The sequence below is a fragment of the Streptomyces sp. NPDC050164 genome, assembly GCF_044459945.1.
GTDB classification, from domain to species: Bacteria; Actinomycetota; Actinomycetes; order Streptomycetales; family Streptomycetaceae; genus Streptomyces; species Streptomyces coeruleorubidus_A.
Genome location: NZ_JBITJK010000062.1, coordinates 25746 through 40390 on the forward strand (window position 1 = coordinate 25746; position 14645 = coordinate 40390).

At 69.3% G+C, this 14645-nt stretch carries 10 protein-coding genes and 3 pseudogenes; 7 read left to right on the forward strand and 6 right to left on the reverse strand.

Features of this window, described 5'->3' with window-relative positions:
• The first annotated feature begins 11 nt into the window (after window positions 1–11).
• On the forward strand, window positions 12–1265 hold the full coding sequence (locus ACIBNA_RS42890; protein ID WP_399170786.1) for a PLP-dependent aminotransferase family protein: 1254 nt from the start codon (window positions 12–14) through the stop codon (window positions 1263–1265).
• A gap of 176 nt (window positions 1266–1441) precedes the next feature.
• The gene (locus ACIBNA_RS42895) at window positions 1442–2275 is read left to right on the forward strand and encodes an arylamine N-acetyltransferase (RefSeq protein WP_399170788.1); all 834 of its coding nucleotides are present in this window, start codon (window positions 1442–1444) and stop codon (window positions 2273–2275) included.
• A gap of 9 nt (window positions 2276–2284) precedes the next feature.
• Here ACIBNA_RS42895 and ACIBNA_RS42900 read toward each other — a convergent pair whose 3' ends face one another.
• Entirely contained in the window at window positions 2285–3070 is a 786-nt protein-coding gene (locus ACIBNA_RS42900; RefSeq protein WP_399170789.1) for a DUF4253 domain-containing protein, read from the reverse strand.
• 127 nt (window positions 3071–3197) lie between these two features.
• Between ACIBNA_RS42900 and ACIBNA_RS42905 the strand changes: the two genes are divergently transcribed.
• The gene (locus tag ACIBNA_RS42905; protein WP_399170790.1) at window positions 3198–3698 is read left to right on the forward strand and encodes a DinB family protein; all 501 of its coding nucleotides are present in this window, start codon (window positions 3198–3200) and stop codon (window positions 3696–3698) included.
• 12 nt (window positions 3699–3710) lie between these two features.
• Here the strand turns inward: ACIBNA_RS42905 and ACIBNA_RS42910 are convergent, their stop codons facing one another.
• Window positions 3711–4196, reverse strand: a complete 486-nt coding sequence (locus ACIBNA_RS42910) for a DUF2690 domain-containing protein (RefSeq protein ID WP_399170791.1) — start codon at window positions 4194–4196, stop codon at window positions 3711–3713.
• A 123-nt stretch (window positions 4197–4319) separates the two neighbouring features.
• Between ACIBNA_RS42910 and ACIBNA_RS42915 the strand changes: the two genes are divergently transcribed.
• Window positions 4320–4736, forward strand: a complete 417-nt coding sequence (locus tag ACIBNA_RS42915; RefSeq protein ID WP_399170793.1) for a peptidase inhibitor family I36 protein — start codon at window positions 4320–4322, stop codon at window positions 4734–4736.
• A gap of 74 nt (window positions 4737–4810) precedes the next feature.
• Here the strand turns inward: ACIBNA_RS42915 and argS are convergent, their stop codons facing one another.
• Window positions 4811–6583: an arginine--tRNA ligase gene (argS, locus tag ACIBNA_RS42920; RefSeq protein WP_399170794.1), complete on the reverse strand. Its 1773-nt coding sequence runs from the start codon at window positions 6581–6583 to the stop codon at window positions 4811–4813.
• Window positions 6584–6838: 255 nt separating this feature from the next.
• Here argS and ACIBNA_RS42925 point away from each other — a divergent pair.
• Both ACIBNA_RS42925 and lysS read left to right on the forward strand, forming a co-directional pair.
• Window positions 6839–8269, forward strand: a pseudogene (locus ACIBNA_RS42925) (IS200/IS605 family accessory protein TnpB-related protein).
• Between the two features lie 87 nt (window positions 8270–8356).
• The gene (lysS, locus tag ACIBNA_RS42930) at window positions 8357–10102 is read left to right on the forward strand and encodes a lysine--tRNA ligase (protein WP_399170795.1); all 1746 of its coding nucleotides are present in this window, start codon (window positions 8357–8359) and stop codon (window positions 10100–10102) included.
• A gap of 50 nt (window positions 10103–10152) precedes the next feature.
• Here lysS and ACIBNA_RS42935 read toward each other — a convergent pair.
• The 3 genes and pseudogenes from ACIBNA_RS42935 to ACIBNA_RS42945 all read right to left on the reverse strand — a co-directional run.
• A pseudogene (locus ACIBNA_RS42935) lies at window positions 10153–11730 on the reverse strand (hybrid sensor histidine kinase/response regulator); the annotation flags it as partial.
• A gap of 192 nt (window positions 11731–11922) precedes the next feature.
• Window positions 11923–13707, reverse strand: a pseudogene (locus ACIBNA_RS42940) (serine protease); the annotation flags it as partial.
• 5 nt (window positions 13708–13712) lie between these two features.
• The gene (locus tag ACIBNA_RS42945) at window positions 13713–14033 is read right to left on the reverse strand and encodes a CU044_2847 family protein (protein ID WP_399170796.1); all 321 of its coding nucleotides are present in this window, start codon (window positions 14031–14033) and stop codon (window positions 13713–13715) included.
• Window positions 14034–14308: 275 nt separating this feature from the next.
• On the opposite strand from ACIBNA_RS42945, the gene ACIBNA_RS42950 reads away from it, so the two are divergent.
• Window positions 14309–14645 (forward strand): hypothetical protein (locus ACIBNA_RS42950; RefSeq protein WP_399170797.1); only part of this gene is annotated, 337 nt, incomplete at its 3' end.

Here is a 14645-nt window from a genome sequence, read left to right on the forward strand (position 1 = left end):
GGAGCCGTGTCATGACCGTCACCGAGCCCGAGACCGAGCCCGAGCCCGAGACCGAGACCGCGCCGGCCTCCTCTCCCGTGCCGCCGCTCGCCGCGCGGGCGCGATCGGTCGGCGGTTCTCCCGTGCGGGACATCCTCGCCGTCACCGCCCGCCCCGAGGTGATCAACTTCGCGGGCGGGCTGCCGGCGCCGGAGCTGTTCGACGCGGAGGGCATCGCGGCCACGTACCGGGCCGTCCTCGCCGAGGAACCCGCGCGGGCGCTGCAGTACTCCACGACCGAGGGCGAGCCCGTGCTGCGGGCCGCGCTCGCCGACCGCACCACGGCACGCGGACTGCCGACCGGTCCCGACGACCTGCTCGTCACCACCGGCTCCCAGCAGGCCCTCTCGCTCCTTGCCACCGCGCTGCTCGAACCCGGGGACACCGTCCTCGTCGAGAACCCCTGTTATCTGGCGGCCCTTCAGGCGTTCGGCTTCGCCGGAGCGCGGGTCGTGGCCGCGCCCGGCGACGAGCACGGTGTCGATCCCGAGGCGCTGGAGGAGCTCGTGGTGCGCGAGCGGCCCAAGCTGCTCTACACCGTGCCCACCTTCCAGAACCCAACCGGCCGCACGCTGCCCGCCGAGCGGCGCGCCGCCGTGGCCGCCGTCGCCGCCCGGCGAGGGCTGTGGATCGTCGAGGACGACCCCTACGGGGAGCTCCGCTACGAGGGCGAACGCGTGCCGTGGATCGCCTCCCACCCGGGCGCCGAGGACCGTACGGTCCTGCTCGGCAGCTTCTCCAAGGTCATGGCGCCCGGTCTGCGGCTGGGCTGGCTGCGCGCGCCCGGCGAGCTGCGGCGTGCCTGTGCCGTCGCCAAGCAGGCCGCCGACCTGCACACGCCGACCGTCAACCAGCTAGCCGCGGCCCGGTACCTCGCCGACCACGACCTGGACGCCCACGTCACGCGCGTCGCCGGCGTGTACCGCGAACGCCGGGACGCCATGCTCGCGGGGCTGCCCGGTGCGCTGCCCGAGGGGTCGGTCTGGACCCGGCCCGAGGGCGGCATGTTCCTCTGGGCGCGCCTGCCCGAGCCGTACGACACGACGGCCCTGCTGCCGCAGGCCGTGCGCTACGACGTGGCGTACGTCCCGGGCGCCCCCTTCTACGCCGGCACGCCCGACCGCAGGACCCTGCGACTGTGCTTCGTGACGCAGACGCCGGAGGAGATCGAGGAAGGGCTGCGGAGGCTCGGGAAAGGACTGCGGGTCGGCACGCCGGGGGCCTAGGGTCTGTCGTTTGGATCAGGTCGCAGGGAATCGACGGCATCTCTTCAGCGCAGATGCGCGTGCCAGACCCCGCGTCTGCGGCGTGATCCAAACGACAGGCCCTAGGACCAACGGCGGGGGTGCGGTTCCGGCTGTGGACTGCGGGCGGCTGGGACCGATGTGGTTACGGTGACGTCATGCTCGACTCCGTACAGTTCGACCTGGACGCGTATCTCCGGCGGATCGGATGGGAGGGGGAACGGCGGGCCGACCCGGCCACCCTGCGCGGTGTGCATCTGGCGCACCTGCGGGCCCTCCCGTTCGAGAACCTCGACGCACTGCGCCGCAGGGCTCCCTCCCTCGATCCGGCCGACCTCATGGCCAAGCTGGTCCACAGCCGGCGCGGCGGCTACTGCTACGAGCACAACACGCTGTTCGCCCGTGCGCTGGAGGCGCTGGGTTACCGGGTGACCCTGCTGGCCGCGCGGGTCGCCCTGGGCGCCGACACCATCGCGAGCCGGCCGCGCACGCACATGGCGCTGCTCGCCGAGGTCCCCGGCGAACCGCGGCCGTACCTCGCGGACGTCGGCTTCGGGGCGATCGGTTCGCTGCTGGAGCCGGTGCCGCTGGTGGCGGACGTCGAGTTCGCCGGGGCCGGACGGCGGCACCGCCTGGTGCACGTGCCGCACGACGGTCCGCTGGAGATGTGGCTGCTCCAGGCCCACGACCCGGGCAAGGACGACTGGATCGGGCAGTACGCCTTCACCCTGGAGCCCTTCGAGAAGCCCGACTTCGACGTCATCAACTGGCACGTCGCGACCAACCCGCGCTCGCCGTTCACCCAGCGCCTCTACCTCCAGCACCTCAGTTCCACGCGGCATCTCCTGCTCGACGGCCGGCTCCTCAGGGAGACCCACCCCGACGGGACGGTCACCGAGCGGGAGGTGACCGGTGATGCGGAGGCGCGACAGCTCCTGGACGAGGAGTTCGGCATCACCGCGCCGCAGGAGATGACGCTGCTGACCGGCTGACGGGCCGCGTCAGTCCCACCAGAAGTGCCAGACCGGCTGGTCGAGGACCTGGTGCTCGGCGTAGGCCCGCACCGTCGGGTCTGTGCCCTGCCAGATGTTGTCCGGGCAGAACGCGAAGTGCTCGGCGGCGACGGCCTCCGCGTCGGCCAGGGTGACGGGTGGGGCGGCGACCGACACCAGCAGGTGATCGAAGCCGAGCGCCAGGACCCGTATGCCGAAGCGGTCCTCCCAGGAGCGCAGCACCGCGCTGAGCCGGGCCGTGTCGCCCTCGTGGTTCGCCGGGCCCGTCCAGCCGATCGCCGTCGGTATGTCCGCGCTGCGGCGGGCCGGGACGAGGGCGAGGCGGGGATCCTTCAGCGGGCCTCCGCCGTCGAGCAGCGAGTCCGCGAGGCCGGCGGCGACGACGTCAGGGTCCTGCTGGAGCGGGGGCGGGCCGGCCGGCCCGGGCCATGCGTCGCCCTCCGGGGCGTACTCCTCCCAGTACTCCGCGAGCACCTCCTCGGCGTCGTGGTCCCCGGGGTACGACACCCCGCCGGGCATCAACTCCCAGCGGTCCGGCCCGCCGTGCCCGTCGCCCACGTCGAGCAGGACCGGCAGCAGTCCCGTACGACGGGCCGGCTCCAGTGCTGTCCAGCCACCCGGCAGGGCCCGCTCGTCCGCGCGCCACAGCAACGGCTCGTGCCAGGGACCCTCGTCGGTGGTGTCGACGAGCGCCCCGGCGGGGAGTTGGAGCCCGAGCGCACGACCGCGCGGGTCTGCCGCGAGTGCGGGCAGCGGGTTGGGAAGAGTCGCCATGGTGGTGACTGTAGAGCCGGCCACTGACAGTGGCATGAGCGGACCACTGACACAGGCATGAGCCGAGCAGGCCAGCGGACAGGGCCAGCAGACAGGATCTGACCTACATGCTCCCTACGGTCGTCCCATGACCACTTCCCCGGAGAAGACGGACCTGTCGCAGGCGCTCGCGGAGCAGCGGGAGTTGCTGCTGATCACCGTGCGCGGACTCACCGACGCGCAGGCCGCACAGCGTACGACCGTCAGTGAGCTGACCCTGGGCGGGATCGTGAAGCACCTCGCCCAGGGCGAGGAGGCATGGACGCGGATCATGGTCGAGGGAGACGGTGAACTGCCCGACGGCATGCTGGACATGGGGCAGTACCGGATGGCCGAGGGCGACACGCTCGCCGCGCTGCTGGAGCGGTACGCGGCGGCCGCCCGGGTGACCGACGAGGCCCTGGCCGGTCTGCCGGACCTGGGGCGGAACGTGCTTCTGCCGACGACTCCGTGGTCGCCGCCCGAGCCCGAGTACTGGTCGGCGCGCCGGATCCTGCTGCACCTGATCAGGGAGACGGCCCAGCACGCCGGGCACGCGGACATCGTCCGGGAGGCGCTCGACGGCGCCGGCACCACGGCCCGGCGCTGACCCGGCGCCCGGTCAGACGCGGGCGTCGAAGCACTCGCGGCTGCCTCCCGTCACCGGGCGGAAGCAGGCCCGGACGGTCGTGCCTGGCCTGGCTTCGGTCATGGGCGTGTAGACGCAGGACTGTGCGGCGACGTCGTCCGTGATCTCGGCGGAGTGCGGGCGGCGGCCTCCGTCGGGCCTGTTCAGCTCCAGCCGGTCGCCGATCCGCGTGCCCCACATCCGGGCCCAGCCGGCCTCGCACTTCTCGCTGTAGCGCAGTTCCAGGTGGGCTCCGGTGGACGCGGGGTGCGAGGCGAGCGTGAGCGGAGCCACGCCGCAGCTCATGTGCATCGGACTCCTGCCCTCGCAGGTGGCCACACGGCAGCGGGGTGCCGGCGCGGAAGGAGACTGCAGGGGCGGCGGGGACGGCCGGGGGTCGCCGGACTGGCCCGCGAGGAGGACCAGGGCCACGGACAGGCCGCCGGCCGCTGTCGCGCACACCGACGCGAGGATCGCCATGACCGCGCCCCGGCCGCCGGCGGCAGGTCTGACGTCCGGCTCCGGGCGCGCGGGCGGGTCCGTACGCGCCGTCGGCGCCGCCTGGCCGCTCCCCGGGCCGCAGGCTCGTTGCCGAGCCGGCCGGTGCGGTCGGCCCGCCCACGAAGGGGGAAACAGCATGCGTATGACCAGGAAGCTCGCCGTCATGACCGGGGCCTCGCGCTGACCGGTGGTCTGCTGGCCGGCGGCGCGGGTACGACCGGTGCGGCCGAGGTCGGGCCGCAGGCCGCGTCGGACTGTCCGTCGGGCTGGTTCTGCGTCTGGGCCGGGCAGAACTACACCGGCCGCATGCAGAAGGTCGCGGGGACCAACAAGGACCTGACCAAGTTCGCTGTCTTCCAGAACTTCCGGTCCTGGTACAACCACGGCGCCTCCTGCGACTTCCAGTGGTTCTCCGGGAAGAACCACCCCGGGAGCGACGGCATCATCCCGAGGGGAAACAAGGCGACCGACAGCACGGGCCATTACACAAAGTCCAACAAGTGGGTCAACTGCCGGTGACCTGCGCCCCGTAACGCCCGAGGGCGGCACCCTACGGGGGGTGCCGCCCTCGGCCTGTCACGGCGGGGCCGGGCTCAGAGCCGCTCGGGCGTCCGGATGCCCAGCAGGGCCATGCCCTGGTGGAGCGTGCGGGCCGTGACGTCGCAGAGGAACAGGCGGTTCTCGATCTGCGCGGGCGACTCGGCCTTCAGCACCGGGCACTTGTCGTAGAACGTCGTGTAGAGCGACGCCAGCTGGTACAGGTACGCCGTCATCTTGTGCGGGGCGTACTCCGTCGCCGCCTCCGCCACCGTCGCCCCGAACGAGTCCACGTGCATGCCCAGCGCGCGCTCCGCCTCGTGCAGCTCCAGCTCGGGGTGCGCGGCCGGGCGGGACGCGCCGGCCTTGCGCAGGATCGACTGGATACGGGCGTAGGCGTACTGGAGGTAGACGGACGTGTCGCCGTTCAGCGAGACCATCTGGTCCAGGTCGAACTTGTAGTCCCGGTTCGCCGACGTCGACAGGTCCGCGTACTTCACCGCGCCGATGCCCACCTGGGTGCCCCGCTCGGCGATCTCCTCCTCGGAGAGGTCCTGCGCCTTCTCCCGGACCACCGCCGAGGCACGGTCGATCGCCTCGTCGAGCAGGTCGACCAGGCGGACCGTCTCGCCCTCACGGGTCTTGAACGGCTTGCCGTCCTTGCCGAGGACCGTGCCGAAGGCGAGCTGCACCGCGTGCACGTCCTCGTTCAGCCAGCCCGCTCGGCGGGCCGTCTCGAAGACCATCTTGAAGTGCAGCGACTGGCGGGCGTCCACCACGTACAGCAGCGTGTTCGCCTTGATGTTGAAGACGCGGTCGCGGATCGCCGAGAGGTCGGTCGCCGCGTAGCCGTAGCCGCCGTCCGACTTCTTGACGATCAGCGGGACCGGATTGCCGTCCGGGCCCTTGACGTCGTCGAAGAAGACACAGAGGGCGCCCTCGGAGCGGACCGCGACGCCGGACTCCTCCAGCAGGCGGCACGTCTCGTCGAGCATGTCGTTGTAGCCCGACTCGCCGACGATGTCCGGGTCTCGGACCTCCATGTCCAGCTTCTCGAAGACGGAGAAGAAGTAGATCTTCGACTCGTCCACGAACTTCTGCCACATGGCGAGGGTGTGCGGGTCGCCCGCCTGGAGGTCCACCACCCGGCGCCGGGCCCGCGTCTTGAACTCCTCGTCGGAGTCGAAGTGGCCCCGCGCGGCCTTGTAGAGGCGGTCCAGGTTCGACATCGCCTGCTCGCCGGAGGCCTGGAGATCCCCGCCGTCCCTGTGGTCCAGCTCGTGCGGGTGCTCCTCCAGGTACTGGATGAGCATGCCGAACTGGGTGCCCCAGTCGCCGATGTGGTGACGCCGGACCACGCTCTCGCCGGTGAACTCCAGCAACTGCACCAACGAGTCGCCGATCACCGCGGAGCGCAGGTGACCGACGTGCATCTCCTTCGCCACGTTCGGCTGGGCGTAGTCGATGACCGTGGTGCCCGGGTGCTCGGCGCGCGGCACGCCGAGGCGGCCGGTGTCGTCCGCGTAGCGCGCGGCGAGGTTCTCCGTGATCGCCCGGTCCGTGATCGTGATGTTCAAAAAGCCGGGGCCGGAGACCTCGACTTCCTTGATCACCTCACCCGACTCGACCCGGGAGACGACCTGCGCCGCCAGCTCCCGCGGATTCGCCTTCTCCTTCTTCGCGAGGGCCAGGATCCCGTTGGCCTGGAAGTCGGCCCGGTCGCTTCGTCGCAGCAGCGGGTCCGCGGAACCGGCCTGCGGCAGAGCTGCCGACAGGGCCGCCGCGAGGCGCTGGTGGACGGAGTCGCTGAGGGACGTGACCGAGGCCATAGGAAAGGGTGCCGTTCTCCTCGAGGGAATGGATAGACACGGCCAGTATCCCATGGGGGTTTGTGCTGCTGCCGCTTGCGTGAGCGCAAGCGTGCTGGGGCGAGTGTGAGTGAGCAGCGGTCTGGCAGTGGGGGTGCTCGGGCGGGCTTGGGATCTGGTGAACGGGAGTTTGGCTGTCGAATGCGTGACCTTCGAGGGCTGGGGCTCGTTGGGTTCGGTGTCGGATCTTCGATGCCAGGCGTGGGGGTGGGCGGGGTGGGCGGGCTGCGGGGGGTGGCGCCGTTCGTGGTGCCCGGTCCAGCGGGGGTGGCGATCCGGGCCCGGCTGCGGGTCTCGGAGACGGACGCGGCGGTGCTGGACGAAGTCGGCGTCTTCCTTGGCTCGCTGGCGTCTCGGGACCTTGCGGTGCGCTCGCAGCAGGGTGTGTCGCATGATCCGGGTGCGTGGGCGGTGCGCAAGCGGGAGCTGACAGGCTGCTCGTCGGCGCGGTGGGCGGGCAGCATCACCAAGAGCGTCAACGACCAGTGGGCACTGGCCCGGCGTGGCCAGGCCGGAGAGATGGCGTGGCTGCGCGGACAGATCACCACGATCGAGGCCCGGCTGGCCCGCCCCCCGGGTGCGAAGGCGAACAAGCGGGATGGGCTGGTGCGGGGGTATGGCTCACGCAGCGAGTGGCATGCACAAGTCCCGTCGCTTGCAGGTGTTGAAGGACCGGCTGGCGGCTGTGGAGGCGGACTGGGCGGCGGGCGTGGCGGGAGAGGTGGCAGGCGGCGCGGATGTTCCTGTCCGCCGACGGGGAATCGGGCAAACGCTTCGGCAACGAGACCCTCCGCATCACCGACGCCGGACAGGTCACGCTCAAGCTTCCGGCCGCGCTGGTGCATCTGGCCAACGCCCCGCACGGCCGCTATGTCCTCGACGCGCAGGTGACCTTCACACATCGGGGTGCAGAGTGGCTCGATCGGATCACGACCAACCGGGCGGTGGCCTACTGCATCCACCACGATGCGGTCCGGGGCCGCTGGTATGTGACCGCGTCCTGGCAGAGCACCCCCGTTCCCGTTCTTCCCCTCGCAGCATCGCGATGCCCAGATCCGGCACGCGCTGACCCGGCTGCTGCACCACACCCACCGCGTGGGTGCGACGGCGATCGCGATCGAGGACCTCGACTTCACGGACGGCAAGAGCAGGGAGCAGCACGGCCGCAACAAACGGTTCCGACGTCTGATCTCCCGCTTCCCCACTGCGCGCCTCAAGGCCCGGCTGGTGTCGATGGCGGCCGAGCAGAACATCGCGCTGGTGGCGGTGGACCCGGCCTACACCTCCCGCTGGGGCGCCCAGCACTGGCAGCAGCCCCTGACCACCCCTACCCGCGAGACCACTCGCCACGACGCGGCAGCCGTGGCGATCGGACGACGCGCCCTGGGACATCCGATCCGGCGACGGACGGCACCGCCCCGTAACGACCAGAGCGATCGTTACGGGCATCGGACCATCCAGGCCCGACCGGCCACCCCGGGGCGTGAGGGACCCCGCCCCCGCGTTCCCGGACCACACACCAGATGCGTGCCGCCCGGACACGGAGCGTACGCGGGCGACCGACGTGCCCAACACCGTTCGGAGCACGCGGCTGAGCACGAGCCCTGGCACCAGGACTCACTCCCGCTCAGTCCTCAGGGACGGTAAAGCCGTTTTTCCGGGCGCACGCAGGTCTGGGACAATGGTGCGGTCAGCCGTGCGACCGTACCGGCTGCCCGATGCAGAAAGAAGGACGTGCCGATCGTGGCTCAGAGCACCGAGACCACCGACTGGGTCTCCCGTTTCGCGGATGAGGTCATCGAGGAGTCGGAGCGTCGGGCCCCGGGCAAACCCGTCGTCGTCGCGTCCGGCCTCTCGCCGTCCGGCCCCATCCACCTCGGGAACCTGCGCGAGGTCATGACCCCGCATCTCGTCGCCGACGAGATCCGCCGCCGGGGACACCAGGTGCGGCACCTGATCTCCTGGGACGACTACGACCGGTACCGGAAGGTGCCCCAGGGCATCGCCGGCGTCGACGAGTCGTGGGCCGAGCACATCGGCAAGCCGCTGACGTCCGTCCCGCCGCCCAAGGGCTCCCCGCACGCCAACTGGGCCGAGCACTTCAAGGCCGCGATGATCGAGTCGCTGGCCGAGCTGGGCGTGGAGTTCGACGGGATCAGCCAGACCGCCCAGTACACCTCCGGCGTGTACCGCGAGCAGATCCTGCACGCCATGAGGCACCGCGGCGACATCGACGCGATCCTCGACCAGTACCGGACGAAGAAGGCCCCCGCCAAGAAGCAGCAGTCGCAGAAGCCCCTCGACGAGGCCGAGCTGGAGGCCGCCGAGGGCTCCGGCGCGGCCGGCGAGGACGACGGCAGCTCCGGCTCCGCCGGGTACTTCCCGTACAAGCCGTACTGCGGCAACTGCGAGAAGGACCTCACGACCGTCACGTCCTACGACGACGACTCCACCGAGCTGACGTACGCCTGCACCGCGTGCGGCTTCTCGGAGACGGTCCGGCTGAGCGAGTTCAACCGCGGCAAGCTGGTCTGGAAGGTCGACTGGCCGATGCGGTGGGCGTACGAGGGTGTCGTGTTCGAGCCGAGCGGTGTCGATCACTCGTCCCCCGGGTCGTCGTTCCAGGTCGGCGGGCAGATCGTCGGGATCTTCGGCGGGAAGCAGCCGATCGGGCCGATGTACGCGTTCGTCGGAATCTCCGGCATGGCCAAGATGTCCTCCTCGCGGGGCGGCGTGCCCACGCCCGCCGACGCCCTGAAGATCATGGAGCCGCAGCTCCTGCGCTGGCTGTACGCCCGGCGCAGGCCCAACCAGTCCTTCAAGGTCGCCTTCGACCAGGAGATCCAGCGGCTGTACGACGAGTGGGACCGGCTGGACGCCAAGGTCGCCGACGGCAGCGCCCTGCCCGCCGACGCCGCCGCGCACTCGCGCGCGGTGCGCACGGCCGCCGGTGAGCTGCCGCGCACGGCCCGGCCGCTGCCGTACCGGACGCTGGCGTCCGTCGCGGACATCACCGCAGGGCACGAGGACCAGGCGCTGCGGATCCTGAGCGAGCTCGACCCGGAGCAGCCGCTGACCTCGCTCGACGAGGTCCGGCCGCGGTACGACAAGGCCGAGGCCTGGATCAACACGCACGTGCCCGCCGAACAGCGGACGATCGTGCGGGACGAGCCCGACACCGAGCTGCTGAAGTCGCTCGACGACCAGGGGCGGGAGTCGCTGCGGCTGCTCCTCGACGGACTGGCCGACCACTGGTCGCTGGACGGGCTGACGCACCTCGTCTACGGCGTGCCGAAGGTGCAGGCCGGGTTCTCGGCCGACGCCACGCCGAAGGAACTGCCGCCGGAGATCAAGACCGCCCAGCGGTCCTTCTTCGCCCTGCTGTACCACCTGCTGGTCGGGCGGGACACGGGGCCGCGGCTGCCGACGCTGCTGCTGGCGGTGGGGCAGGAGCGGGTGCGGGCCCTGCTCGGGGAGTAGTCGCCGGTGTGAAGGGAGGGGCCCTGTTCGCAGGGCCCCTTTTTGTCACATCAGAAGCCTTCTGGGGCAGTCTCAGGGGCGTCTGCGGGTTCTTCGATCCATCGACGCAACAGGGGCAGCAGGACGTCAGGGTCGACCGGCTTGGCCACGCAGTCGGACGCGCCTGCCTCGACAGCCAGCTCCTGGCCGCCGAGCGCACCCCCCGAAGCCAGCGCGATGATGGGCATTGCACCGCGCTCCGGCGTCCGGCGAATCTTCGCGATTGTCGTCGGGCCGTCCGCCACCGGCGGCATGACGTCGATTACAAGAACCTTGATCCCGTCGTGCCGCTGCAGAGCATCGAGGGCATCGTCGCCGTTCTCGGCATAGCTCACGTTCAGACCGCGGCGTTCCAAGAGGCTGGCGAGCGCGAAAAGGCTGCGTATGTCGTGGCCGACGATCAACACCCACTCACCATCAAAGCGGATGTCCCGTGCCGGCTCCGCACATGTCCCGTGCTGAATCAAGCTCCCCGACTGCGCTCGGGCGCCAGAGGGGTCAGGCAGTGCCGTCTGCTGCTGAGACAGGGCTCCAGCCTCGTGACGGCGCCTGATGAGCGCGGCGAATTCGTTCTGCGCCTTTGCCACCTTCTCGTCGTCCTGCGACAGCTCGCTCGGATGCAAGGGCAAGTACAGCGTGAACATCGAGCCGTGACCTGGTTCGCTCTGAGCATGGATCACACCGCCGAGCAGCCCTGCGATCTCTCGCGAAATGCTGAGGCCGAGGCCCGTACCTCCGTACTTGCGGCTTGTGATCCTGTCCACTTGCTTGAACGCCTCGAAGATGACCTCCAGCTGGCCGGCCGCGATACCGATCCCCGTGTCCATCACGGCGAACGCGACGACGTCGGCGTCCGGGCCCGACAGCGACCCGGCCTCGAGAAGCTGCTGCCGGATGTCTGGCGGCACCTCCGTGCCGGCGGGGTGAATGGTCACCTCGACCTCTCCGGAGTCGGTGAACTTGATCGCATTCGACACCAGGTTGCGCATCACTTGCAGCAGCCGATGTTCGTCGGTGAACAGTGTGGGAGGCAGTTCGGGAGACACACGTACCGAGAAGTCGAGGCCCTTTTCCGCTGCCAACGGACTGAAGAGGGCCCCTATGTAGTCGGCGAGCTGCACGAGCGTGGCAGGGCCGGCGGAGACGTTCATCTTGCCCGCCTCAACCGTTGACAGGTCGAGGATGTCATTGATCAGCTGGAGCAGGTCGGAGCCGGCGCCGTGGATGGTCTCTGCGAACTCGACCTGCCTCGGCGAGAGGTTGTTTTCGTCGTTGTCGGCGAGCAGCTTGGCCAGGATCAACAGTGAGTCGAGCGGTGACCGCAATTCATGCGACATGTTCGCCAGGAACTCGGTCTTGTAGCGCATGGAGAGCGCGAGTTGCTCGGCACGTTCCTCCAGGACCTGCCGCGCCTCCTCGATCTCGGTGTTCTTGACCTCGACGTCGCGGTTCCGCTGTGCCAGCAGCTCGGCTCTCTGCTCCAGTTGAGCATTGGACTCCTGGAGGGCCCTTTGCCGTTCCTCCAGCTCCGCCGTCTGGTGCCGCAGTTGTGCGGCTATCTCCTGAGATTGACTTAACAGCTGTTGAGTTTGCTGTTGCTCCAGGATTGCTGCGCTGCTGAGCTGGATGAGATGGGCAACTTTCTCCGGGATGTCAGGGCGCCGTTCACCCAGCCAGCGCTGTGCCTCCGCCACTCGGGTGGCAGAGAGCAGGTCTTCGTCTCGGGCGCGTTCTTCCATGACGGTCAGCCATTGCTGGAAATCGGCGTCTTCCTCGACCCAGGCAGAGAGTCTGTCCCATTCTCGAATCACTGCCTCGTGTGCGATCTCGGCCGTCTCAGGTCCGTCAGGTCCCAGGATGACCAGACGTCGGTCCGGTTCGGCAAGTAGCTGAGCGATGTACCAATCAGTGCCGAGATGGGAGCGGTCGGCGGTGACGCGGACGGCACTGGCCGCCCCACCGCGGGCACGGATCATGGAAAGCAGGGCGCGACGGATGCGTTGCTCATCCAGTCGGAGTTGGTCGTGTAGCCAGTAGTAGGCCTTCTCCGCGTGCTGGTTCAGGGCGCCGGCAACGCCTCCGAGGCCGTGATAGCTGTCGAAGCTTATCTGGCGTTCACGCTGCAGGGGCCAGAGTTCGGTCAGGGTGAATTCCAGGAGCGGCAGACTACCTGCCGCCCTGCTGGCCTCACCCGCGATCTTCTCCGCCAGTCCCGGACTGAAGGCCACGCCGGCAAGCTGTGCCGGTTCCACGATCACCCGTGTCAGTGCTGCCTCGTCCAGCGGGGAGACGTTCAACTGCCGATCCTGCAGCCGGGAACCGATATCAGGTAGTTCCAGCAAGTCGGGTAGAAAGTCGGCGCGCAATGCGCACACCAGACGTACGTTTGCGTCTTGCACCGTGTCCGGAGGCGGCAGCAGATGCTGCAGGAACTCCAGCGCCCTCTCCGTATCCGGATTCCCGCTGAGCACCTCCTCGAACTGATCCCCAATGAGGGCCAGGCGTTTACCGGTCAGCAGGGCAACCTTCGAAGCCACGGGCCAAAATCCGTCCTCACGCAGCGCCCCGGCTCGATGGTCCAACTGTTCAAGGGAGTGGTTCGCTCCAGGATGCTCAAGATCAAGCAGGGCCCGAGCAACCGATTCATAGGGGGTCACTCCCGGCCGGAAGGACGCCACGGACCATCCGTCTGCCGAGAGAGAAGGCTGCAGTCCAGCCGCGACAAGGGACGACTTGCCGACACCGGAAGGGCCGGTGACGACAACGAGCGGCTGTGCCATCACCATCTCCCGGAGCCGCTTGACCTCCCGCTCGCGCCCCACAAAGATGCCCGCCTGCGCGTCTGCTGCCGTGAACGCCTGCAGCCCTCGGTACGGGCACGGGGGAAGTACCAACCGACCCAGGACCTCGGGCCAGGCGGCCGCTACCTCCGACAGGGGCACCGCATACGCATCTTGCGCTGCACCTCCTTTGCTCGCGATGGCCAGCATCCCCACGGCCGCATCGCCCCAGCGATCGGTCGCCACAACCGGCGTGCCGCTGTAACCGGGCTGAGCTCGCAAGGCGGCCTCGGCGCGGGCATCGAGCTGGATCAAACCACCACCGACTGCTCCCCGTATGGAGCAACTGGCCCAGGCTCCCTTGTCCTTTCGGTCGGGGACACTTGGATAGCCGAACACTGATACCTGCGAATCGGCGGTCAGGCCAATACGCGCATCGACCAACCGCGCCGGCCCGGCTGCAACGGGCAGGGTGTCTCCCCCCACAACGACCAAGCCGGCTACATCACGTCCGGAGCCGCCTGGTCCGGCGGGCGGATCCCACGCCTCCACTCGACAGACACGCAGCGGTGCGCCGTCGACGTCGCCGAGCAACACGAACTCAACCTGAACTCGTACGTCGTCATGGGGGCGTTCGAGGTGGTGCTTGTCGCGTCCGAGCGCCGCATTGACGACATGTGCGCATGTGACGATGTGCCGGCCTCCGACAACGAACCCGAGGCCGATGGGAGCGCCCGAGACCGCTGACCGGATCTTTACGATGAACCCTTCCCGCCGAGCGTGCATGTGGATCAGGCGCCCTTCCAGACCACCCGGACGGCGAAGTTCACCTCTGTCGTCCCCTTGGCGATGATCACGCCGCTTTCACCGCCGATCTTCAGCCCGAACTGAATCTCCATCTCATCCGGCTTGAGCTCTCGGACCGTTTCAGAGACCTGCGACAAGGCCGGCCTCACGCGGTCCAGCGCTTGACGGAGCGAGGTTTGGGCTCGGGCTACCACGCCGTCGTCCGCTGCAAGTTCCAGGTCCGAGCCCACCAAGCCGCCGTCAACCTCGAAGACGGCAGTGCCGTCGTCATCACCGTCCACCGTCATGATGACAAGTTCCGCCACAGTGCCCCCTTGCACCTGGCCGGCCCCCAACCATGGGGCCGGCAACAATGTCCCTCATCCTGTGACATCCAGGACCGGCATCGCAGGTAAATCCAAGAGAGATTCCGAAGGTATCGAGCCACTGTCACGCCGTGCGGCACATGGAGGATGGCGGAGGTCCACCAGCAGCCACTCCAGCGCACGGCATCGCGGGCGGCATAGGCGTCGAAGGAGCCGACGAGCACGGCGCTGTCCGGCTCCGCAGGAGTCAGCAGGCACTCGCACCAGAACCCCGGTTGCGTGCCACGGTTTCCCGGTCCAACCGGGAAAGGAAGCCGTGGAACCAGCGCTGGCCAGGCGATCCCAAGACCTTCAAGAACGTCTCCCCCTGGGAACTACGGCCGAGCAAGGCCGACCCCCGCCAGCCCTGCGGCGCCGACCTCCGGGACGGCCTGGCCGCCGAACTGCTCCTGAAGATCAGCCCCGCGCTGACCGTGTACGCCGAGCTCAGCCGGCTGTTCGGCTGGCAGCTGTACGACCTAGGTGTGCTGATCGGACAGGTTGGTGACGCGGCTGGCTGGGGTTTGGCCGCCGATGCCGGTGTGGGGTCGGTGGTAGTTGTACCAGTCCAGC